Source organism: Gracilibacillus sp. JCM 18860, from assembly GCF_055395245.1.
The window spans coordinates 244,783-265,261 of sequence record NZ_AP043868.1 but is presented as its reverse complement, the minus strand read 5'-3'; the positions used below and the strand labels follow the sequence as shown (position 1 = coordinate 265,261).

Below are 20,479 nucleotides of genomic sequence, written 5' to 3'. Positions count from 1 at the left end.
TTCCTCCTTATTCACTTTCTAGGAATTTATAAAATTCTGGACTGTGATAACCTATAGAGCTATGAAGATCAGCACGCTCCTCTGCGCTTCTTCCTTAAAACAACTCTATTAAGCTTGGTTTACTAATGAGACAATTTTTTCGGCACCATCAGCCATTGACTCTGCTGGTGTAATGTTTAAACCAGATTCAGCCAGAATTTTCTTTCCAGCATCGACATTAGTACCCTCAAGACGGACAACGAGTGGAATCTTCAAGCCCACTTCTTTCGTAGCTTGGACTACCCCTTCTGCAATGACATCACATTTCATAATACCACCGAAAATATTAACAAAAATGCCCTTTACATTTTTATCCGATAAGATAATCTTAAAGGCTTCTGTTACCTTTTCTGCTGTCGCACCGCCCCCAACATCTAAGAAGTTGGCTGGATCACCATTGTAGTGTTTGATAATATCCATTGTGGCCATGGCAAGTCCTGCTCCATTTACCATACAACCAATATTTCCATCTAAAGCAATATAACTTAAGTCATATTTGGATGCTTCTATTTCTTTCTCATCCTCTTCTTCTAAATCGCGATATTCGACAATATCCTTTTGACGGAATAATGCATTATCATCAAAGTTTAATTTCGCATCTAGTGCTAATACTTCTCCATCACCAGTTGTCACTAATGGATTGATTTCTGCGATAGAACAATCCTTCTCGATAAATACCTTGTATAATCCGAGCATAAATTTAACCGCTTTCGATAAATATTCTTCTGGAATATTGATATTAAAAGCAAGGCGTCTCGCTTGATATGGCATTAATCCAGTAACAGGATCGATCTCTTCTTTAAAAATTTTCTCAGGTGTTTCGGCAGCCACCTCTTCGATTTCTGTACCGCCTTCTTCTGAAGCCATCATCGTAACTCTTGAAGTAGCACGGTCTAATACTAAACCGATGTAATATTCTTTTCTAATATCACAGCCCTCTTCGATAAGTAAACGTTTTACTTCTTTACCTTCAGGACCTGTTTGATGTGTGACAAGTGTCTTGCCTAAAATTTCATCTGCATATGTACGAACTTCATCGATATTTTTCGCAACCTTCACACCACCTGCTTTTCCTCTTCCCCCAGCATGAATTTGCGCTTTAACTACCGATACCTCTGTACCTAATTCTTTGGCAGCATCGACAGCTTCCTCTACTGTGAATGCTACTTTCCCATTCGGAACAGCCACTCCGTATTTACGCAGAATTTCTTTGCCTTGATACTCGTGAATATTCATCTTCCATCCTCCCATCAATTAATCACTGCATTCTCATTGTATAAAAAAAGGACAGCAATTGTCTACAAAATACTCTAAATAATATGAAACTTCATTTTATTTCAATCTTCCTTCTTTCCATCTCATTTTTATAGTAAAGATTGGCCTGTGTAACTATTTTGATTGTTGATCTATTTGATAAATATAGGCAAACACTTCTGCTACTGCTTGATATAACTCTTCTGGTATTGTCTCATTAATGTTCAATTCAGAAAGTAATTCGACTAAGGTAGGATCTGATTGAATTGGAATCTGATGCTTTAGGGCCTTTTCAAGTATATTTTCAGCAACATACCCTTTTCCAACAGCTGTAACCTTAGGTGCATTGTCTACATCACGATCAAATCGGAGTGCTGCTGCCTTAGCCTTTTGTTGCTTCTCCTTACTCATATGCGAAAGTCAATCCCTTCTGTACGTGTAGATTCTTTTATATAAGGTTGACGGGGTAATTTACCAATTTGTTGATCACTCATCTTTTTCCAAACAACAGAGGTAAGTTGATAGTTAAGTTCCTCCAACCTTTCTTCTAGCTGGGGTTTATACATAGATAAAAGAGGTGGAGCTAACTCTTTATCATTGTAGACCGTAATATGGACGATTCTTTTTTGGATGGACATGGCAATCATCGTTTCCCCTAGTTGATTCAAATCAAGGTGAAATAGAATTCGGCAATATTCTGGATCAATCTCATCACTCTCATTTTTTCGTTTTCCTGCGAATTGTAGCACTATGTCATTTGCAAGACCTAATTTCTCTGCGGGTATTTGTAGATTAAGCTCATACATTTGATGATCATTTACCATCTGTAATTGTAATCCTGTTAATGTTTGTAATAATCTAGTCATTTTATCCCCGATACTGTCAGTGGAATGCTGCGAGAGTAGCAGAAGTGTTTGCTTCAAGGAAAGCGGTTCTATCTGTTGTCCTTTTTGTTTAAGTAGCTGTGCTTCATCCTGTATTCCACTTGTTTCTATAAAATGCTTTATTAATGTAATAAAATGGTTTTTAACAGATTGTGGATCATTCGGATTCATCTGATCGAGTCTCTGCAAAATCTCTCTTGCTACAAACATTTCATCTTGCGTCAATTGTTGCCCCATTACCTTTGTAAGTATTTGTATTGCACGTTGATCACTATTATTCAATGGCTGATTTTGATCCATCCATGACCGGATAAATTGGGCATCATCTGCTGATAATCCTTTCAATAATACAGAAAAAATAGAATGACTTGCTATTAATGATTTGATTGATCCAATCGGTAGATTATTCTCTAGAGCATTCTCCAATCTACCTACTAATTGCCCGAAGCTCTGTTGTTGTTCTTGATGAATAAAAGGCTGGTTTGTCATTAATTGTTTGGCTGCCTCTTTTAATAATAAATAGAAGGATGATTGGGATAGCTGTTGTAGTAAGCCTTTATCCTTTGTCGATAAATGCTGCATTGCTTGAAAATCGTGTTGCAGTAAGACTTCTAAAGCTTGGCGTTCTATTGGAAAATGAGAAGTTGTCATTATCCATTTTTGTAAGACTACCAAATCATCTGACGATAAATGATTCGTCAATTTTGCAAGCATTCCGCTATTTGATAACGACTTTTGGATTTGATCAGCAGATAGTAATGGATGCTGTAAATTCGATTGTTCGATTATTTGTAAAAATCGAGAAATTGGAATCTCCTTGGATAATCCTGCTTTTTTTAATAATGCATTAATCGTTTGGATGTTCATAGTCAAATAGTTTTTCGTATTACCTTCATTAGTCAACAGATTGTTACCGAGTATTACTTGCAATTTATCGTATAATAAAGAAAAGTGCTTCTCATTCATGACAAGTGACTTCTGTTTCAACATTACTTCCAACATGTCATTCAATTCACTCATTTGACTTCCTAATGATTGTGTTAGTATTTGCTGCAAACTTTTAAAAACTTCTTCTGTTAGTGGTAAGTCCTTCGCTAGCATAGTTAAAAGGATTTGTTGATTTTGATTATTCCCACCTATTAACTCAATTAATTGAGCTAATTCCTTACCTGCTTTATTAGAGAAAGGTATCTGTTGTGCGACAATTTGTGCAAATAAGGAACGACTGTTTTTCGTTGAGGGTATTCCTAATTGCTGTAGTAAGCGATCTATACTACCGTCATTTTTTTGAGGTGTTTCGGTTATTTTTTTAATTCTTGTAACATCTCCAGCGGATATAACCTGAAAGAGATAACTTTTCTTCGCTGTCAAGGCTGTTTCTAATTGTGCTACTATTTCTTTTCCGTTCACTTGAATGGTAGCTTTTTGATTAGGGAAAAGCTCTAATACTTTTGCAGAAATCATTTGACCAGGCTTTAATGATGGTAATTGCTTTAAGGTGCTTGGTTTTGTTAATGAAAAAGGATTTGCAATATTTTGCAAACTCATAAATAACCCTCCTAAGTCAAAGATTTTAAAAAGCTTCTTCGATGGTGTTTAGTCAACCCATATTTCTTAATTGCTTCTATATGAGCCCTTGTACCATACCCACTATTTTTATGAAAATCATAGTGTGGATGAGATAGATGAAGTTCTTCCATCAGGCGGTCACGCGTAACCTTTGCAACAATACTTGCTGCTGCAATAGAAATACTCTTTTGATCACCTTTTATAATGGAGTCACTCGGATAAGCTAGTCCTTCTAGTTGCATTGCATCAATTAAGATATGTTCAATATCTTTGGATAATCCATTTAAAGCTAGTCTCATAGCTTTTTTGGTTGCTTGAAAGATATTTATTTGGTCAATCTCACTCGGTTCAATGATACCGATATTATAATCTAATGATTGTTCGATGATATGCTCGTAAAATTCCTCGCGTTTTTCTTTACTTAATTTTTTGGAATCATCAATTCCAATCAGTTGAAATTCTTTTGGTAAGATAACCGCTGCCGCCACAACTGGTCCAGCTAGAGGTCCCCTTCCTACTTCGTCTATTCCCACAATATGTAACTTGCCCTTTTCCCAGTGCTTTTTTTCGTAACTACTCATATGCTCAAAATGCCGTATAGCTTTAGCTATTTGGGCTTGCTTCCGATCATATTGTACAAGTAGCTTTTGTACACCCTTGCGATGATCCTGTCTAAATTCTTCTATAATTTCAGCACTACATTCACTGTTGAATAGATAGTCTTTGACTTTTTGGACTGTCCATTTTGTATCCAAATCCTCCACCTCATTTTCTTTTATCACTGTATTAAACCGTAAGGCAAGGTTATCACTCAAGATTATTTAAAAAGTAACGAATGTTACACATCTTGATAAGTCACCCTTTATATCGGCACTTTTTCATAAAAAATAAAGACATTCTTCTATAATGGAATGCCTTTAGTCATCTATATTTGGCTCTTCTAGTGTTAAATTTCCTAGCTTTCCGTTTCTTAAATCCTGGATGATAACTTCTGCCGTTTTTTCGTAATTGACGAACCCTCCCGCTTCAAGGCATCCTCGTCTTGTTCCTATCTGTTCGAATATTTCCGACATTTCTAATTGGTCTGATAATTGGTAGCGCTCCTCTATATTGGTTGGGTAATATTCCTTCATATATCGAATGATAAATGCAGCAATTTCCTGCATTGGCAGTAGCTGATCCTTAATGGTACCTATCGCCGCTAATCGGAGTCCAACAGATTCCTCTTCAAATTTCGGCCATAGTATTCCAGGTGTATCTAATAGTTCAAAGTCATTTTTCACTTTAATCCATTGTTGACTTTTCGTCACTCCTGGTCGGTCACCGGTTTTTGCTATCTTTTTGTTGGCAAGACGATTAATCAATGTCGATTTTCCTACATTTGGAATTCCTATAATCATTGCCCTTGCTGCCCTTGGTCTTACACCCTTTTTTTTCAAACGTTCCAACTTAGCCTGTCCTAATTTTTTTGCCGTTTCGACTATTGTTTGAATATCCTTACGATTATTCACATTAGCTGTCACCGCTGTTATAGTATGTGCTTGAAAATACTGTAGCCATTGTTCCGTGATTTCTTGATCTGCTAAGTCTTTTTTCATTAACACTAACATTTTTGATTTATTGTTAAGAAGTTGTTGGAGCATAGGATTCTGTGACGAGTATGGTGCTCTAGCATCCACTAGCTCGATGACAAAATCCACAAGCTTTAATTTTTCCTGCACTTCTCTACGTGCTTTTGCCATATGGCCAGGAAACCATTGAATGGTCATATCATCACCTTATTTCTATATTGTCTCATATCATTATTCTAATAAGCTAATCTTGTCAATAGGCCAATACGTTAATTTAGCAACTCCAACGATATCATCCATCGGAATATAACCTAATTGCCTACTATCTGTCGAGTTCGTACGATTGTCCCCAAGTACGAAAACATGTCCTTCAGGTACTACTTCTTTATTTCCCTTTATGTCTTCCTCCAGTGAAAAATCAGTTGTATAAGTTGTATTTTCTTCTAATTGAGATTTTACCTCAGCTAGAAATGGTTCATCCACTGGTTGGTCATTTACGTACAATTGATCATTTCTGTACTCAATTTTGTCACCAGGTAACCCAATGACTCGTTTAATATAATCCTTCTTCATGGTTGCATGGAAGACCACGACATCAAATCGCTCAATCTGATTAAAGGTAACACTTAGTTTTTCTACAATTAATCGATCTCCATTTTCTAAAGTTGGTAACATCGATGGCCCTTCTACAACGATTGGTACTGCTATAAACATTCGTACAAAAACAATGATGACTACAGCTACCAACAAAATCTTTATCCATTCGACCCAATCATTCTTTTTGGATGCCATATAGGAAGTTCCTTTCTTAACAACTAAGTAGATTTAGTCTTTGATTGCATAATTACTTTATAAGGAAATAATTGTATATAGAAGAAAAAGGAGCCTGACAATGCAAGCTCCTTTCACATTTTGTTACATTAGCGAATTTCTTTAATACGAGCAGCTTTACCACGTAGGTTACGTAAATAATAAAGCTTCGCACGACGAACTTTACCACGACGAGATACTTCGATTTTTGCGATACGTGGTGAATGCACTGGGAATGTACGTTCCACTCCTACACCGTAAGAAATTTTACGAACAGTAAATGTTTCACTGATGCCACCATTTTGACGTTTAATTACTACACCTTCAAATACCTGAATACGTTCACGGTTACCTTCGACAACCTTCACGTGAACTTTTACCGTATCACCAGCACGAAATTCAGGTAAATCAGTACGTAATTGGTCTTTTGTAATTTCTTCGATCAATTTTTGCATTCTATTACACTCCTTCCAAACCAATGCTCTTTACGAATGATCATAAGCGGAACACCGTTTTTTAACCTTAAGTCTCTACTTAAGCACAACTATCAATATAGCATAATGTCAATGTAATTTCAACTACTTCCTTTGGATTCCTTCCATTGTTTTAGCCATTCTTTTTCTTCAACAGAAAATGATTGATTTTCTAATAGATCTGGCCTTCGCAAAAAGGTTCTCTTTAAAGCCTGTTTTCTACGCCAAGTGTCAATGTGCGCATGATTTCCCGATAATAATACATCAGGTACCTTCATCCCACGAAACTCAGCTGGTCTTGTATAATGTGGATGCTCTAATAATCCAGTTGAAAAGGAGTCCTCCACTGCCGAGGTATCATTCCCGAGCACACCAGGAATTAGTCTTACTACACTATCGATCACTACCATTGCTCCAAGCTCTCCACCTGTCAGTACATAGTCTCCTATAGATATTTCATCTGTTGCAAGACCAGTTCGAATTCTTTCATCATAACCTTCATAATGTCCACATATAAAGATAAGGTGGTCCTCCTTAGCTAGTTCCTCTGCCTTTCTTTGGGTATAGGGCTCCCCTTGTGGGCACATGAGGATGATTCTCGGCTTTACCGTCTCTTCTTTTTCAATGGAGGCAATGGCATCAAAAATAGGTTGAGGCTTTAGCACCATTCCTGCACCTCCACCATATGGATAATCATCTACTTTGTTGTGTTTATTATCTGTATAATCTCTAAAGTTAATATAGTGATATTGTAAAAAGTTTTGGTCGATTGCTTTTTTTAAGATAGAGGATTGAAAAACTCCTTCAAACATTTCAGGAAATAGTGTCAGTATGTCTACCTTCATAATTCAATTAGTCCTTCCATAGGTTCAATGATGATTTCTTTCTTGTCAATGTCTACATGTTTGACAACAGACGCAATATAAGGAATGAGAATGTCCTTACCTTTATTTGATTTTACTACCCAAACATCATTTGCGCCAGGGGATAGTATTTCTTTTACTTGTCCAATTGGCTCCTTTTCCATTGTGAAGACCATACAATTTATTATTTCATGGTAATAAAATTCATTTTCCTCTAGGTCATCATCTAGTTGATCCTTTTTAATGACTAATAAGGAACCTTTATATTTCTCTACATCATTAATATTATTCATTTCTTCAAAATGTAATAAATCGAATTGTTTATGGGTCCGGTGGGCATCGACGACAACTTTTAACAAGTCTCCCTGTTCATTTGGTTGTATCCATAATGTAGATCCAGGCTCAAATCGTTGTTCAAAATCTGTAATTCTAACGACTTTGACTTCACCCTTTATTCCATGAGTATTAACAATCTTTCCAACTTTTAAAAAATTATTTTCCATATTCATTATCACCTAATTATGTAATTTTTGTAATGATTCCATCCTTGATCACAATGGATCTTTGCTCCATAATATGATCCCAATTCATACCTTCTTCTATATCGATCATAGCTTCTACTTCTCCATCACTGATTTCATTTCCGATTGGGAGTATATCCAATTGTTCGATTTTATATTTATACCATTTAATATGATCTTTTCGATTGGCAATTTCTTTCTGAAATTTCGCTGAAATATCTGCCTTTTTCTTCGCAGTACGTTGCTCAAGCTTTTTCTGTTCAAATAATAATTGTTGACATTCTTGCTCTAGCTTAAATATTTTCAAATCATATTCTTGTCTTAGCTTCGCTTTACTTTGATCTGTAACAATTTGTTTTACAGCGACCTTCCGAATAATTTTCATCCATTTCAGCCTTTCTATACTAAATTATTCAAGACCTTTTCAATAAAAGAATAGCAAAACTTCTTCGAAAGATAAAGAAGGAAACGATAATTATATAAGACTTTGACTAATAAGAAGCAGAAAAAAATTCCATAGAAAAAGAGAAGGTTCTATGCGCCTTCTCTTCTATTACATGATATCCAAATAAACTTTCTTATTGCTTTTCGTTCCAGCTGCATAAACAACTGTCCGAATGGCTTTTGCGATCCGTCCATTTTTACCAATTACCTTCCCAACATCATTCTCATGTACTTGAAGATGATAAACTATTTTATTCTCTTCTTCTTTTTCTGTCACAACAATAGATTCGGGATGATCAACCAATGGTTCGATAATTGTTTCAATTAAGGATTTCATGGAATCACACTACTTTATTGATTTTTTGAATCATGGAATTTTTTTAAGATGCCTTCTTTAGAAAACAAGTTGCGAACAGTATCACTTGGTTTTGCACCTTTTGTCATCCAATCAAGGGCTTTTTCTTCATCTAATTTTACTTCAACCGGATTCGCTACCGGATTATATGTTCCAATTTGCTCGATAATACGTCCATCACGTGGTGAACGAGAATCAGCAACTACAACACGATAAAATGGATTTCTTTTTGAACCCATACGTTTAAGACGAATTTTTACTGCCATTTCTTACACCTCCAAATAAATGTTTCACACAAGATAGAATTGTAACAGATTTTAAGTTGCCTGTAAAGTGTTTTTGCCTTACATACTAAAAATAAAATTGCTCCTCTATTTTAGAGGAAAGGGAACTGAAAACCTTTTGATTTTTTTCCCTTTTTGCCTTTCTTTCCTTGTTGCATATTGGTCATTTGCTTCATCATTTTCTTCATTTCGTCAAATTGTTTTATGAGACGGTTAACCTCCGAAACAGATCGACCAGATCCTCGTGCAATCCGCTTTCTTCTGCTTGCATTAAGGAGACTGGGATCCTGACGTTCTTGTGCTGTCATAGATTGAATAATAGCTTCTACATGCGCAATTTGTTTTTCGTCAAATTCAACATTTTTTAAGCCTTTCATCTTATTAGCACCAGGGATCATGTCTAGAAGATCCTCTAATGGTCCCATGTTACGAACCTGACCCATCTGTTCCAGAAAATCATCAAACGTAAAGGAGGCAGATCGCATTTTTTCCTCAAGTTCTTTCGCACGCTTTTCGTCTACATTATCTTGAGCCTTCTCAATTAAGGAAAGAACATCCCCCATGCCTAGAATTCTTGATGCCATTCTCTCTGGATGGAAGACCTCTAATTGATCTAGTTTCTCGCCCATCCCTGCAAATTTTATCGGTTTGTCTGTAACTGCTTTTATCGATAATGCGGCCCCACCACGTGTATCTCCATCTAGTTTTGTTAAGACGACTCCGGATACATCTAATTGTTCGTTAAAGCTCTCAGCAACGTTCACCGCATCCTGGCCAGTCATGGCATCCACCACAAGAAAGATTTCGTCTGGGCTCACATTATTCTTAATCTGAATTAATTCATCCATTAAATCTCCATCAATATGCAAGCGACCTGCTGTATCGATTAAAACATAATCTAAATGTTCTTCCTTGGCTTTTTCCAGCGCCTCATTCGCAATATCGACAGGGTTTGCATCCGTTCCAGCAGAATAAACAGGCATATCTAATTGCTTTCCAAGTGTTTCTAGTTGGTCGATCGCAGCAGGTCTGTAAACATCTGCTGCCACAAGCAATGGTTTCCGATTATATTTTTTTCGTAATAGATTAGCTAGCTTACCAGTTGTCGTTGTTTTACCAGCACCTTGCAAACCAACCATCATAATAACCGTTGGCGGACGATCTGCCGCTGCTATTCTACTTTCTTCTCCACCCATTAATGCTGTTAACTCTTCTTTTACAATCTTAATGACTTGTTGCCCTGGTGTAAGGCTCTCCATTACCTCTTGTCCTACTGCTCGTTCTTTAATATTTTTGATGAAGTCCTTGACCACTTTAAAGTTTACGTCTGCTTCCAATAGGGCAAGACGAACTTCTCGTGTCATTTCCTTAACATCCTGTTCTGTAACTTTACCTTTACCTTTAATTTTTTGAATGGTATTCTGTAGGCGGTCGGCTAAACCTTCAAATGCCATAATGTACGCCTCCTATTCAATTTCTAACATTTGATCAAAAACTTTCTCTAGCTGATCAAATTGTTTGGCTTGTAATAATTGTTTCGCTTCCTCTAATAATGATTGTCGATTTTGAAATTTTTCGTATAAGCCTAATTTTCGCTCATACTGTTCAAGCATTTGCTCCGTTCTACGAATATTATCATAGATCGCTTGTCTAGAGACATCAAAGGTTTCTGAAATCTCGCCAAGCGACAAGTCTTCCAAATAATACATTTCCATATAGCTTTGTTGTTTGGGAGTTAATAACTCCTGATAAAAATCGTATAAAGCATTAATCCTGGTCGTTTTATCTAGCATGAAAGGACACCTCGTTAAGTGAATTTCCTTTACAATTTAGTCTAAGCTTGATCGAATACACCTGTCAAATGTTATTCCTCATCATCCACCATATCAGCAAACAATCCATATACAAACGCTTGAGGGTCAAATGTCTGAAGATCTGTTACCTTTTCACCTAATCCAACAAGTTTTACTGGTGTGCCAAGTTCATTCCGTATCGCTAACACAATACCTCCTTTTGCCGTACCGTCTAGTTTCGTTAAGACAATACCAGATACATCCGTTGCTTCAGAGAAAGTTTTTGCTTGACTTAGGGCATTCTGACCAGTAGTTGCATCAAGAACAAGTAACACTTCATGAGGTGCATTTGGTACTTCACGTTCGATGACTCGTTTCACTTTAGACAATTCATTCATTAGGTTCACTTTGTTTTGTAGCCTACCTGCCGTATCACACAATAAAACATCTGCATTACGAGATTTGGCTGCTTGGATGCCATCATAGATTACAGCAGCAGGGTCACTACCTTCACTATGTTTGATTACCTCTACATCGACTCTTTTACCCCATTCACTCAATTGTTCAATGGCGCCTGCACGGAAGGTATCTCCTGCCGTCAATAGAACTTGTTTACCTTCAGATTTAAGCTGATGCGCAAGTTTACCAATCGTCGTTGTTTTACCAACACCATTTACTCCAACAAATAAGATAACCGTTAATGCATCATCTTGAAGATTTAACCCAACAGATTCTTCATTATCATCACCATAATAAATTTCTACTAGCTTTTCTGAAATAACATTTTTCACTTCATGAGAATCACTGATGTTTCTTCTTTTCACTTCCATTTTCAGATCATCAATTAGATCCATAACAGTGGAGACGCCAACATCAGCAGCGATTAACACTTCTTCTAAATCCTCAAAAAAATCTTCATCTACTTTACGATATTTCGCTACTAAATCATTAATTTTCTCGGAAAAGGACTTTCTAGTTTTACTTAATCCTTCTTTATATTTATCCGATACTTCTTCCTTCGATTGATTGGATTGAAATTTATCTTTTAATTTTTTTAGAAAACTCACAACCAAACCTCCTAAATTATGCTTCTAACAGCTCCGGTGCTTCTTCTAATTTTACGGAAACTAGTCTAGAAACACCAGATTCTTGCATGGTAACTCCATATAATACATCTGCTTCTTCCATCGTTCCTTTTCGGTGTGTTATGACGATAAATTGAGTATCCTCACTAAAATATTTTAAATATTGGGCAAAACGCGTGACATTTGCTTCATCCAATGCTGCTTCTACTTCATCAAGAATACAGAATGGTACAGGACGTACGCGCAATATGGCAAATAAAAGGGCAATAGCAGTTAAAGCACGTTCGCCTCCAGATAACAAGCCTAGATGCTGTAATTTCTTTCCTGGTGGTTGGGCAATAATATCTACACCTGTTGATAAAAGCTCTGTGGGGTCAGTGAGCTTCAATTCAGCTTCTCCTCCACCAAATAATTTTTTAAACACAATCTGAAATTCTTCCTTTATTTGAGAAAAAGTCTCTTCGAAGCGTCTTGTCATTTCCTCATCCATTTCTGCGATCACTTCATACAATGTTCGCTTGGCTTCAATTAAGTCATCTTGTTGTTGGGTTAGAAATTCATGTCTCTCCTTAATTCGATCATACTCATCGATGGCTCCAAGATTTATCGTACCTAATTCTTCGATTGATCGCTTGATAAGCTTAACCTGTTGCTTCGCTTCCTCAAGGTTATCTGGTTTGGAATAGGTTGCTCTTGCCTTCTCAAAAGTGATGCTATACTCGTTTTCAAGAAAATGTAATCGATGATCCAGGTCGGCATCAAGTCGTGTTATGTTCATTTCATGTGCTTGGATCTCGGTTGCTAGCTTATGCTCTTCCTCCCTCAATTTATTCACTTCAAGCTCTAATGATTGAATGTCTTGATTAATCGTAGCACGTTCTTCTCTCATTTGTGCAATTTCTTGTTGTTTGTCCTCTTTCATCTGTTTCTTTAATACAATTTGTTCATCCATTTCTTCTTCTGTTTGCTGGTTATTTCGGAGCTCGTATAATTGATTTAATTGTTGCTTTCGTTCATTACACTCCTCCGTTAATTCAGAAACCTCTAATTGATTAAGAGTCACTTTTTCTTGCTGGTTAGTAATTTGTGTTTTTAGTTCAGCCTCTCTTACTCGAAGCTTTTGGAGCTTTTCTTTTAATGAGTCCTCTTTTTCTGCATAGCTTTCACGTTGTTCTTGTAACTTATTAATCTCCTCATCTATTTCAGATAACTCTTTTTTGAGTTTTTCAAGGTTCTGATCGATTTCATTTGCTCGTTTGGTCAGTTCTTTTTGATCCTCTTCTTGTTGTAATTTATCCTGATCGTAGATGGAGAGTCGCTGATTCAGGTGATCAAGAGAAAGCTTGCTTTCTTGAAGTTTCGCCACATGCTTTTGGTAGTCTTCCTCTATTCCTTCTAATTCCTGTTTTGTTTGCTCGAGCTTTTGTTCGAGACCTTGGACCTTTTCCTTTTGTTCTTTTAACTTCGATTCAAAATCTTGTACTCGAAATTGGTAGGAACTGAATTTCTTGACAATGTTTTTAAGTTCTCGATCTCTCGTGAAGAGCGATTGGTTCGTTTTTTTCTTCGCACCGCCTGACATCGAACCACCTGGGTTTACGACATCCCCTTCTAGTGTGACAATCCGATATCTTCTGTTCGTTTTTCTTGCGAAGTCGTTGGCGTCCTTAAGTGTTTTTGCAATAATCACATTACCTAGTAATGCACGTAAGATATTCTCATATTGCTTATCATAGTCTATCAATTCACTTGCAATACCGACAAATCCTTGTTCCTCTTTAATAGCTTGAAGTAAATTCATCGGTATTGACTTTGGCTGCATCGAGCTTATCGGTAAAAAAGTAGCTCGACCAGCATTTGATTTCTTTAACCATTCGATTACTTTCCGGGCAACCTTTTCATCATCTACTACAATGTGCTGTGCTTGTGCTCCAAGTGCTGTCTCCATTGCATCAATTAAATATTCCTCAAACTCGATCAGCTCTGGAATTGCCCCATGAACACCGTGAAACAGTTTGTTTTCCCTTGCTTTTAGTACTTCCTTCACACCTGCATAGAAACCTTGGAAATCCTCCTTCAGATCCTCAAGCAATTCTTTTTTCGATTTTAAGTTTTCCAGCATTTGATAACCTTTATAAAGTTTTTGCTGCATATCTGCTAACAAATTGTTCTCGACTTTTAAGTCATGATTATATTTCTCTATGTTTGTTCTGTAATGCTCTATTTTTTGCTGCTTGTCTTGACAGATTGGTTCAAGCTGTAGGACCTCTTTAGAAAGCTCTTCTCTTTCTTCTAGCAAGTCATTCCATTTATCAGATTGTAAAGACCTTTTTCCTTCCATTCTATCTAATTGCTGCTTAATTGAGTTCTTTTCATTTCGTTTTGCTGCTTGTTGATTTAATAGTTCAATATAATCACTTTTAAGGGATTCAATTTTATCCTCTAAATCGGTTTTCCCGAGTGTTAGTTGTTCGTTCGTTACAGCTAATTCCTGTGAATTCTCGTTCTTCTGATCCTTGTATTCTTTTAGCTTTTCTCGATCTTGGGCAAGTAATTTTTCTGTCTCTATTATTTTTTCTGTATATTTTTGAATTTCCGTTTCTAGCTTTTGTTTATTCTCATGAAAGTGTTGAAGCCTTTCCTTATATATTTTTTTGTTTCCTTCAAGACTTTCTACTGCTTGTGTTACTTCCAATAGGACTTCCTGCAATGATTGAATTTTATCATCGATCTGTTGCACGGTATCTTTTTTCTCAGCTAGCATCGTTGTTTTTTCATTGACTACTTGTTTTTTTTCATCCTGAAAACCTGTTGTATTAGCTAAATCTTTTTTGGTAGCTTCAAACTGCTCATGAAGGGTTTCAATTTCTTTCACTAAAACGCCTACTTCATGCTCTGTTAGTCTTTTCTTATGCTCTAGATATTCTTTCGCAATAGAGGCTTGTTCTTCAAGAGGCTCTAGTTGACCGCTTATTTCATAGACAATGTCCTCTACACGATTCAAATTTTCTTGAGTTTCAGCAAGCTTATATTCTGCTTGTTTTTTCCGATTCTTATATTTTAATACACCAGCAGCCTCTTCAAAAATCACTCGACGTTCTTCGGACTTCGAACTGAGAATCTCTTCGACCTTTCCTTGACTTATAATGGAAAAGGCCTCTCTACCTAGTCCAGAATCCATAAAAAGCTCGGTAATATCCTTTAATCGACAAGCTTGTTTGTTCATTAAAAATTCACTTTCCCCTGAACGATAAACTCGCCTTGTTACACTAACCTCTTCATAATCAACCGGTAAGCGTTTGTCAGAATTATCCAGTACCAAAGTGACCTCAGCAACATTTAATGGCTTTCGCGTATCACTTCCTTGGAAAATAATATCTTCCATCTTCGATCCTCTTAATGATTTAGCAGATTGCTCTCCTAATACCCATCTAATCGCATCTGTAATATTACTTTTGCCACTTCCGTTCGGCCCTACAACTGCCGTCACACCAGGAACAAAGTCAACTCGTACTCTTTCAGCAAAAGATTTAAAACCCATTGTATCCAATTGTTTTAAAAACATATTAAAAACTCCTATAGGTTAATCCTAATTATCATGATGTATCTTACAATTTTTATGATAACTATTTGCATTTCAACTAATTTATTTTATCATAAAGAGAGAAACGTGAGAAGAAAGAATAAGTAGGAGTTGATAAAGATTGAGTTTAGAAAACAAAACGGAAGCAAATTTTGAAGCAATGATAGTTGAAATGAGTGAAAAGCTTCAAGTCGTCAATCGTTCGATAATGGATCCAAAGGACTATGATATCGCCTATTATGAGGAGCTTAAATCATTGTATGATTATCTGATGCAAAAAGGAAAACTGTCCGTTGCCGAAACACATGCATTTATCGATGAATTAAGCCAATATCGCAAATAGTTAGGTAAGGGAAAAGGTGCAGCCACGTAGTTTTATTTCTGGCTGCACCTTTGTCTTATGGTTTTGTTTTATCAAGTGCTTGTTTCGCTGCTCGTTGTTCTGCTTCTTTTTTCGTTCTTCCTAGTCCTTTTCCGGCTATACGTCCATTGATGGTTACGACGGCATAAAACTCACGATCATGAGCAGGACCTTTCTCATCGACAATCTCATATTCCACTTGTTTGTTTTTGTGTTGTTGCACGGTTTCTTGTAACTGACTTTTATAATCCATCGTATGCGAAAAAGCACCGGTCGTAATTTTCGGATAAACATGCTTTTTTAAAAATGTAATAACTGTTTCATAACCTTGATCTAGATAGAGAGCACCTATAAAAGCTTCGAATACATCCGCTAAAAGAGCAGGTCTGTTTCTGCCTCCAGTCATTTCCTCTCCCTTACCTAATAATACAAAATCGTTAAAATGTAAGGATTCAGCAAATTTTACGAGTGCAGGCTCACAAACGATCGAAGCTCTTAATTTCGTAAGATCTCCCTCTTCCATTTCCTGGTATTGTTTAAATAAATATTGTGAGACTCCTAGCTCTAATACTGCATCCCCTAAGAATTCAAGTCGTTCATTATCCGAAAGTTTTTTCTTCCTATGCTCATTCACATATGATGAATGGGTAAATGCTTGTTGTAGCAATTTTTCATCATGAAAAGAGATGCCTAATTGCTGTTGGAGTGTTGCAAAATCATTCAATATACTCACCTACCGATATAAAATAAACTGAAGCTTATGGTGGAAGGACTAATGTACTTCCCATTATAAAAACGTTTACAGAATTAATTACGTGTTTAAATTGATTTTAGACTAATTGTACTGTGATTGATACTAATGTAAGGTGTGAGAAAAGCCTTACTTGAAATGTAAGGCTCTTTCTCCTTATTGATTGCTGTTTATGTAATTTACAGCATCACCTACTGTAGCGATTTTTTCAGCATCTTCATCAGCAATTTCCATATCAAATTCATCTTCTAATTCCATTACAAGCTCTACCACATCTAAGGAATCAGCCTCTAAATCATCTTTGAATGAAGCTTCTAGTGTCACTTTATCTTCATCCACATCTAAATGATCGACAACAATTTGTTTTACTTTTTCAAACGTATCTGCCATTTTACCAGTCACCTCCTTTCAAAGAATTAAGCCATAACAAGCGGAAGTTTCCACTTTAACAACAACCTCGCTATATTACATTACCATACCACCATCGACTTGAATAGTCTGTCCTGTAATGTACTTCGACTGTTCGGATGCTAAAAATAAAGCGACATTTGCAATATCTTCTGCCTTCCCAAGTTTTTGAAGTGGTATTAAAGCAAGAGTATTTTCTTTTTGTTCTTCTGTTAACTGATCTGTCATGTCTGTTTCAATAAAACCTGGTGCAATCGCATTAACGAGAATATTCCTTGCAGCGAGCTCTTTGGCTGAAGTTTTGGTTAGGCCAATTACTCCAGCTTTTGCTGACACATAATTAGCTTGTCCTGGGTTACCGCTAATTGCAACAACAGAAGAAACATTAATAATACGTCCACTTTTTTGTTTCATCATTTGCCTTGTTACAGCTTTTGTGCAAAGGAAGACTCCTTTTAAATTGGTATCAATTACATCGTCAAAATCGGTCTCACTCATTCTCATCAATAAATTGTCACGGGTTATCCCTGCATTATTGACAAGAATATCTAAGCTACCAAAAGTTTGCACAACTTCTTTAATCATTGCTTTTACTTCGTCTTCACGGCTTACATTTGCTTTAATTTTAATCGCTTCTCCACCTAATGACTGAATTTCGTCGACAACGGATTGCGCTTTTTCTTCATTTCCGGCAAAATTTATGGCAACCTTCGCACCGTTTTTTGCGTAGCTTAATGCAATTGCACGTCCAATGCCTCGAGAAGCTCCTGTAATCAATGCCACCTTATTTGCTAACATTACCCTTCCTCCTTTACCCAATCGATCAATTCCTGTAGTGACGGAACATCTTGAACTGTAAATACTTTTGCTCTACGATTGACCTTTTTCACAAGGCCAGTAAGTACTTTTCCATTGCCTATCTCCACAATCGCGTCTACTTCCTCTTGTAAAAGCTGCTCAATAATTTCCTCAAATCGAACAGGAGAATATAATTGTTCCACTAATAATTGTTGAATTTCTTGATGATCTGTCACTTTGTCTGCTGTTACATTGGCAAATACCGGTATTGTCGTATTTTTCCACGCAATTTTCTCTACTTCATTATGGAAATCTGCGGCAGCAGGCTTCATTAAACTAGAATGGAATGGGCCACTTACCGATAATGGTAAAACTCTTTTTGCCCCTGCTTCTTTCAATGCATGTACGGAGAGATCCACCGCTGCTTTCGTGCCCGAAATAACAATTTGTCCTGGACAATTTAAATTAGCAATTTCGATCACCTCATTATGCTCGGATCGAATGGTTTCTAAAGTATTTTCTAGTTCTTCTTTTTCAAGGCCTAACACTGCAGCCATCGCCCCTTGACCAGCAGGAAAAGCACTCTCCATTAGCCTTCCACGTATATGGACAAGCTCAAGTGCATCTTTGTAATCTATTGCTTCAGCAGCAACTAGTGCACTATATTCACCAAGACTATGGCCTGTTGTTAGTACAGGTCTAATATCTTGTTTTTTTAGAAGTTCTGTAATGGCAGTACTTACTAATAATAGTGCAGGCTGTGCATTTTCAGTCTGTGTTAATTTCTCTTCAGGTCCTTGAAACATAATCGATGATAGCTCATAACCTAAACGGTTATTTGCTTGTTCAAATATAGTTTTTACTTCATCAAACTTCTCATACAACTCTTGACCCATGCCTACAGATTGTGAACCTTGGCCTGGATAGATAAACGCTAGTTTTTTCATTTATGATTCCTCCCCGTGGCTACTACTAGGTAGCATGTTGACCTCTGTCTGAATCTTTTTCACTACATCGGTTTCCACTATAGTTATGGCTTGTTGAATGGCTGAAAAGATAGCTTGTTGATTGGAAGAACCATGTGCCTTAATGACAGGTGCTTTTAAACCAAACAATCCTGCACCGCCATATTCGGAATAATCGAGTTGATTTTTCAATCCCTTTAATTCATTTTTTGCTAACAATGCTGCTATTTTTGTTTTAGGATTGGTCATAAACTTTTCTTTTAGCATTTTGAAAAGAGTTAGTGCGGTTCCTTCGATTGTTTTTAATGCTACATTGCCACTAAAACCATCTGTAACCACTACATCTGCTACACCATCCAAGAGATCACGCGCTTCAACATTTCCAATAAAGTGAATAGGAGAGTTCTCTAATAATTCAAACGCCTTTTTGGTTAGATCACTACCTTTTCCATTTTCGGTACCTACATTTAGTAGTCCAACACGAGGTTGCTTAATTTTGCGTACCTTTTCCATGTAAATAGAACCGATAATACCATATTGCCTTAGGTGCTGTGGTTTTGCATCCACATTCGCACCAACATCAAGCATTAAAAAGCCATTACCATTGATTGTTGGAAGTGTTGGACTAAGGGCAGGTCGATCAATTCCTTTAATTCGTCCAATAACAAATAAACCTGCACTCATTAAGGCGCCCGTATTTCCTGCAGAGATACAAGCATCTGCTCGACCTTCCTTTACCTCATTTGCCATTAGTACAAGGGAAGCATTTTTTTTCCGTCTTACTGCTTTTACAGGCTCATCGTCATTCGTAATTCTTTCCTCTGTATGAATAATTTGAATAGAAGGGTGATTAGAAACATATTGGCGGATTTTATTCTCATCACCAATTAAGGTTATGTTAAGCTCTTTAAAGTGATCAACAGCTTTTTTTACTCCTAAAACAATCTCTTTTGGTGCATGATCTCCACCCATTGCATCAATTGCGATTCTCATGTTTATTCCCTTCCTTTTCCTGATTGGATCTGAACATCTCGAAAACACCTGAAAAAACTATTTCATTATCTACAAAGCTTTCCACTTTTACAATCGTTCTTTTCATTTTTTCTTTATCCTTGATCGTTGCTTTCGCGATGACTCGTTCCCCTTGGATAACCTGTCTCGTAAATTTAATATCAGCATTTGTGGTAAGTGCTAATTCATCATTTATGACGGCAACTGCTAGCGAGTTAGCTTGTGCGAACAAATGATGACCCCGGGCAATCTTATTTCTAGAAAATACGTGCTCCTCTGTGATATCTAAAATCGAAATAGCTCTTTGATCTAATTCTAAATCAATGATTTCACCAATAACCTCATCAATTGGTAATGCCTTTACTGTCTCATTCCAATTAGAGGTTGCAACGGATTTTATTCTAGCTCGAAGTTCAGGGATTCCCAGCTCCATCCTATCTAAACGAATGGTCTGAATACTAACTTGAAATAGTTGCGCAAGTGCTTCATCCGTTATAAATGGCCTTCCCTCAATCGTCTCCTGCAAGAGTTCTTGCCGCTCTTTTTTTGATCGCCTCATTTTCTTATCCACCGTCCATCTATATGTCATAAAATCTATTTTTATGACTAGGTACTAATAGTAATATATAATACCATATGGAATTATGCAAGCAAATG

At 36.7% G+C, this 20,479-nt stretch carries 23 protein-coding genes; 1 reads left to right on the top strand and 22 read right to left on the bottom strand.

Annotated elements, in window-relative coordinates; translation table 11 throughout:
* Positions 1–108: 108 nt before the first annotated feature.
* The 16 genes from sucC to smc form a co-directional block, all read right to left on the bottom strand.
* Positions 109–1,275, bottom strand: coding sequence for an ADP-forming succinate--CoA ligase subunit beta (gene sucC, locus ACZ5R4_RS01410; RefSeq protein WP_109984444.1), 1,167 nt, complete (start codon positions 1,273–1,275; stop codon positions 109–111).
* A gap of 153 nt (positions 1,276–1,428) precedes the next feature.
* Positions 1,429–1,704 (bottom strand): EscU/YscU/HrcU family type III secretion system export apparatus switch protein, encoded by a 276-nt coding sequence (locus tag ACZ5R4_RS01405; protein ID WP_054787568.1) that lies wholly within the window; start codon positions 1,702–1,704, stop codon positions 1,429–1,431.
* Entirely contained in the window at positions 1,701–3,725 is a 2,025-nt protein-coding gene (locus ACZ5R4_RS01400) for a hypothetical protein (protein WP_109984445.1), read from the bottom strand. The genes ACZ5R4_RS01405 and ACZ5R4_RS01400 overlap by 4 nt, the downstream gene beginning before the upstream one ends.
* Before the next feature lie 11 nt (positions 3,726–3,736).
* Positions 3,737–4,561, bottom strand: coding sequence for a ribonuclease HII (locus tag ACZ5R4_RS01395; protein WP_277677839.1), 825 nt, complete (start codon positions 4,559–4,561; stop codon positions 3,737–3,739).
* A 102-nt stretch (positions 4,562–4,663) separates the two neighbouring features.
* Positions 4,664–5,515 (bottom strand): ribosome biogenesis GTPase YlqF, encoded by an 852-nt coding sequence (ylqF, locus tag ACZ5R4_RS01390; RefSeq protein ID WP_054859511.1) that lies wholly within the window; start codon positions 5,513–5,515, stop codon positions 4,664–4,666.
* Between the two features lie 33 nt (positions 5,516–5,548).
* Positions 5,549–6,109: a signal peptidase I gene (gene lepB, locus ACZ5R4_RS01385; protein ID WP_054787574.1), complete on the bottom strand. Its 561-nt coding sequence runs from the start codon at positions 6,107–6,109 to the stop codon at positions 5,549–5,551.
* 128 nt (positions 6,110–6,237) lie between these two features.
* The gene (gene rplS, locus ACZ5R4_RS01380) at positions 6,238–6,582 is read right to left on the bottom strand and encodes a 50S ribosomal protein L19 (RefSeq protein ID WP_054787575.1); all 345 of its coding nucleotides are present in this window, start codon (positions 6,580–6,582) and stop codon (positions 6,238–6,240) included.
* A 119-nt stretch (positions 6,583–6,701) separates the two neighbouring features.
* On the bottom strand, positions 6,702–7,445 hold the full coding sequence (gene trmD, locus ACZ5R4_RS01375) for a tRNA (guanosine(37)-N1)-methyltransferase TrmD (RefSeq protein WP_109984447.1): 744 nt from the start codon (positions 7,443–7,445) through the stop codon (positions 6,702–6,704).
* Positions 7,442–7,966, bottom strand: coding sequence for a ribosome maturation factor RimM (gene rimM, locus ACZ5R4_RS01370; RefSeq protein WP_109984448.1), 525 nt, complete (start codon positions 7,964–7,966; stop codon positions 7,442–7,444). The genes trmD and rimM overlap by 4 nt, the downstream gene beginning before the upstream one ends.
* A gap of 16 nt (positions 7,967–7,982) precedes the next feature.
* Entirely contained in the window at positions 7,983–8,369 is a 387-nt protein-coding gene (locus tag ACZ5R4_RS01365) for a YlqD family protein (RefSeq protein ID WP_054859513.1), read from the bottom strand.
* A gap of 168 nt (positions 8,370–8,537) precedes the next feature.
* Positions 8,538–8,765, bottom strand: coding sequence for a KH domain-containing protein (locus ACZ5R4_RS01360; protein ID WP_054787578.1), 228 nt, complete (start codon positions 8,763–8,765; stop codon positions 8,538–8,540).
* Positions 8,766–8,779: 14 nt separating this feature from the next.
* Complete coding sequence (gene rpsP / locus ACZ5R4_RS01355) at positions 8,780–9,049, bottom strand: 30S ribosomal protein S16 (protein ID WP_054859514.1); 270 nt, start codon at positions 9,047–9,049, stop codon at positions 8,780–8,782.
* Positions 9,050–9,159: 110 nt separating this feature from the next.
* Positions 9,160–10,521, bottom strand: a complete 1,362-nt coding sequence (gene ffh / locus ACZ5R4_RS01350) for a signal recognition particle protein (RefSeq protein ID WP_109984449.1) — start codon at positions 10,519–10,521, stop codon at positions 9,160–9,162.
* A gap of 12 nt (positions 10,522–10,533) precedes the next feature.
* Positions 10,534–10,860, bottom strand: coding sequence for a putative DNA-binding protein (locus ACZ5R4_RS01345; protein ID WP_054787580.1), 327 nt, complete (start codon positions 10,858–10,860; stop codon positions 10,534–10,536).
* 71 nt (positions 10,861–10,931) lie between these two features.
* Entirely contained in the window at positions 10,932–11,927 is a 996-nt protein-coding gene (ftsY, locus tag ACZ5R4_RS01340; RefSeq protein ID WP_054859515.1) for a signal recognition particle-docking protein FtsY, read from the bottom strand.
* A gap of 16 nt (positions 11,928–11,943) precedes the next feature.
* Positions 11,944–15,510, bottom strand: coding sequence for a chromosome segregation protein SMC (smc, locus tag ACZ5R4_RS01335; RefSeq protein ID WP_109984450.1), 3,567 nt, complete (start codon positions 15,508–15,510; stop codon positions 11,944–11,946).
* A gap of 139 nt (positions 15,511–15,649) precedes the next feature.
* Here smc and ACZ5R4_RS01330 point away from each other — a divergent pair, with 139 nt between their 5' ends.
* Positions 15,650–15,871, top strand: a complete 222-nt coding sequence (locus ACZ5R4_RS01330) for a DUF1128 family protein (RefSeq protein ID WP_054787581.1) — start codon at positions 15,650–15,652, stop codon at positions 15,869–15,871.
* A 55-nt stretch (positions 15,872–15,926) separates the two neighbouring features.
* Here the strand turns inward: ACZ5R4_RS01330 and rnc are convergent, their stop codons facing one another.
* The 6 genes from rnc to fapR all read right to left on the bottom strand — a co-directional run bounded on the left by rnc (position 15,927) and on the right by fapR (position 20,381).
* Complete coding sequence (rnc, locus tag ACZ5R4_RS01325) at positions 15,927–16,613, bottom strand: ribonuclease III (RefSeq protein ID WP_109984451.1); 687 nt, start codon at positions 16,611–16,613, stop codon at positions 15,927–15,929.
* Positions 16,614–16,796: 183 nt separating this feature from the next.
* Positions 16,797–17,030 (bottom strand): acyl carrier protein, encoded by a 234-nt coding sequence (gene acpP / locus ACZ5R4_RS01320; protein ID WP_054787582.1) that lies wholly within the window; start codon positions 17,028–17,030, stop codon positions 16,797–16,799.
* A gap of 75 nt (positions 17,031–17,105) precedes the next feature.
* Entirely contained in the window at positions 17,106–17,846 is a 741-nt protein-coding gene (gene fabG, locus ACZ5R4_RS01315) for a 3-oxoacyl-[acyl-carrier-protein] reductase (RefSeq protein ID WP_054859517.1), read from the bottom strand.
* Complete coding sequence (fabD, locus tag ACZ5R4_RS01310) at positions 17,846–18,793, bottom strand: ACP S-malonyltransferase (protein ID WP_109984452.1); 948 nt, start codon at positions 18,791–18,793, stop codon at positions 17,846–17,848. The genes fabG and fabD overlap by 1 nt, the downstream gene beginning before the upstream one ends.
* Positions 18,794–19,804, bottom strand: coding sequence for a phosphate acyltransferase PlsX (gene plsX / locus ACZ5R4_RS01305; RefSeq protein WP_109984453.1), 1,011 nt, complete (start codon positions 19,802–19,804; stop codon positions 18,794–18,796). It abuts the gene before it with no gap.
* Positions 19,788–20,381 (bottom strand): transcription factor FapR, encoded by a 594-nt coding sequence (fapR, locus tag ACZ5R4_RS01300; protein ID WP_109984454.1) that lies wholly within the window; start codon positions 20,379–20,381, stop codon positions 19,788–19,790. Before fapR ends, plsX begins: the two co-directional genes overlap by 17 nt.
* Positions 20,382–20,479: the final 98 nt, after the last annotated feature.

Excerpts from the sequence above, each read along its gene's own strand:
- ffh (WP_109984449.1), bottom strand. The coding sequence starts at position 10,521 with ATGGCATTTGAAGGTTTAGCCGACCGCCTACAGAATACCATTCAAAAA.
- ACZ5R4_RS01405 (WP_054787568.1), bottom strand. The coding sequence starts at position 1,704 with ATGAGTAAGGAGAAGCAACAAAAGGCTAAGGCAGCAGCACTCCGATTT.
- acpP (WP_054787582.1), bottom strand. The coding sequence starts at position 17,030 with ATGGCAGATACGTTTGAAAAAGTAAAACAAATTGTTGTCGATCATTTA.
- fapR (WP_109984454.1), bottom strand. The coding sequence starts at position 20,381 with ATGAGGCGATCAAAAAAAGAGCGGCAAGAACTCTTGCAGGAGACGATT.
- plsX (WP_109984453.1), bottom strand. The coding sequence starts at position 19,804 with ATGAGAATCGCAATTGATGCAATGGGTGGAGATCATGCACCAAAAGAG.
- rpsP (WP_054859514.1), bottom strand. The coding sequence starts at position 9,049 with ATGGCAGTAAAAATTCGTCTTAAACGTATGGGTTCAAAAAGAAATCCA.
- ylqF (WP_054859511.1), bottom strand. The coding sequence starts at position 5,515 with ATGACCATTCAATGGTTTCCTGGCCATATGGCAAAAGCACGTAGAGAA.
- ACZ5R4_RS01400 (WP_109984445.1), bottom strand. The coding sequence starts at position 3,725 with ATGAGTTTGCAAAATATTGCAAATCCTTTTTCATTAACAAAACCAAGC.
- fabG (WP_054859517.1), bottom strand. The coding sequence starts at position 17,846 with ATGTTAGCAAATAAGGTGGCATTGATTACAGGAGCTTCTCGAGGCATT.
- rimM (WP_109984448.1), bottom strand. The coding sequence starts at position 7,966 with ATGGAAAATAATTTTTTAAAAGTTGGAAAGATTGTTAATACTCATGGA.
- lepB (WP_054787574.1), bottom strand. The coding sequence starts at position 6,109 with ATGGCATCCAAAAAGAATGATTGGGTCGAATGGATAAAGATTTTGTTG.
- fabD (WP_109984452.1), bottom strand. The coding sequence starts at position 18,793 with ATGAAAAAACTAGCGTTTATCTATCCAGGCCAAGGTTCACAATCTGTA.
- ACZ5R4_RS01365 (WP_054859513.1), bottom strand. The coding sequence starts at position 8,369 with ATGAAAATTATTCGGAAGGTCGCTGTAAAACAAATTGTTACAGATCAA.
- ACZ5R4_RS01360 (WP_054787578.1), bottom strand. The coding sequence starts at position 8,765 with ATGAAATCCTTAATTGAAACAATTATCGAACCATTGGTTGATCATCCC.
- sucC (WP_109984444.1), bottom strand. The coding sequence starts at position 1,275 with ATGAATATTCACGAGTATCAAGGCAAAGAAATTCTGCGTAAATACGGA.
- rplS (WP_054787575.1), bottom strand. The coding sequence starts at position 6,582 with ATGCAAAAATTGATCGAAGAAATTACAAAAGACCAATTACGTACTGAT.
- smc (WP_109984450.1), bottom strand. The coding sequence starts at position 15,510 with ATGTTTTTAAAACAATTGGATACAATGGGTTTTAAATCTTTTGCTGAA.
- trmD (WP_109984447.1), bottom strand. The coding sequence starts at position 7,445 with ATGAAGGTAGACATACTGACACTATTTCCTGAAATGTTTGAAGGAGTT.
- ACZ5R4_RS01345 (WP_054787580.1), bottom strand. The coding sequence starts at position 10,860 with ATGCTAGATAAAACGACCAGGATTAATGCTTTATACGATTTTTATCAG.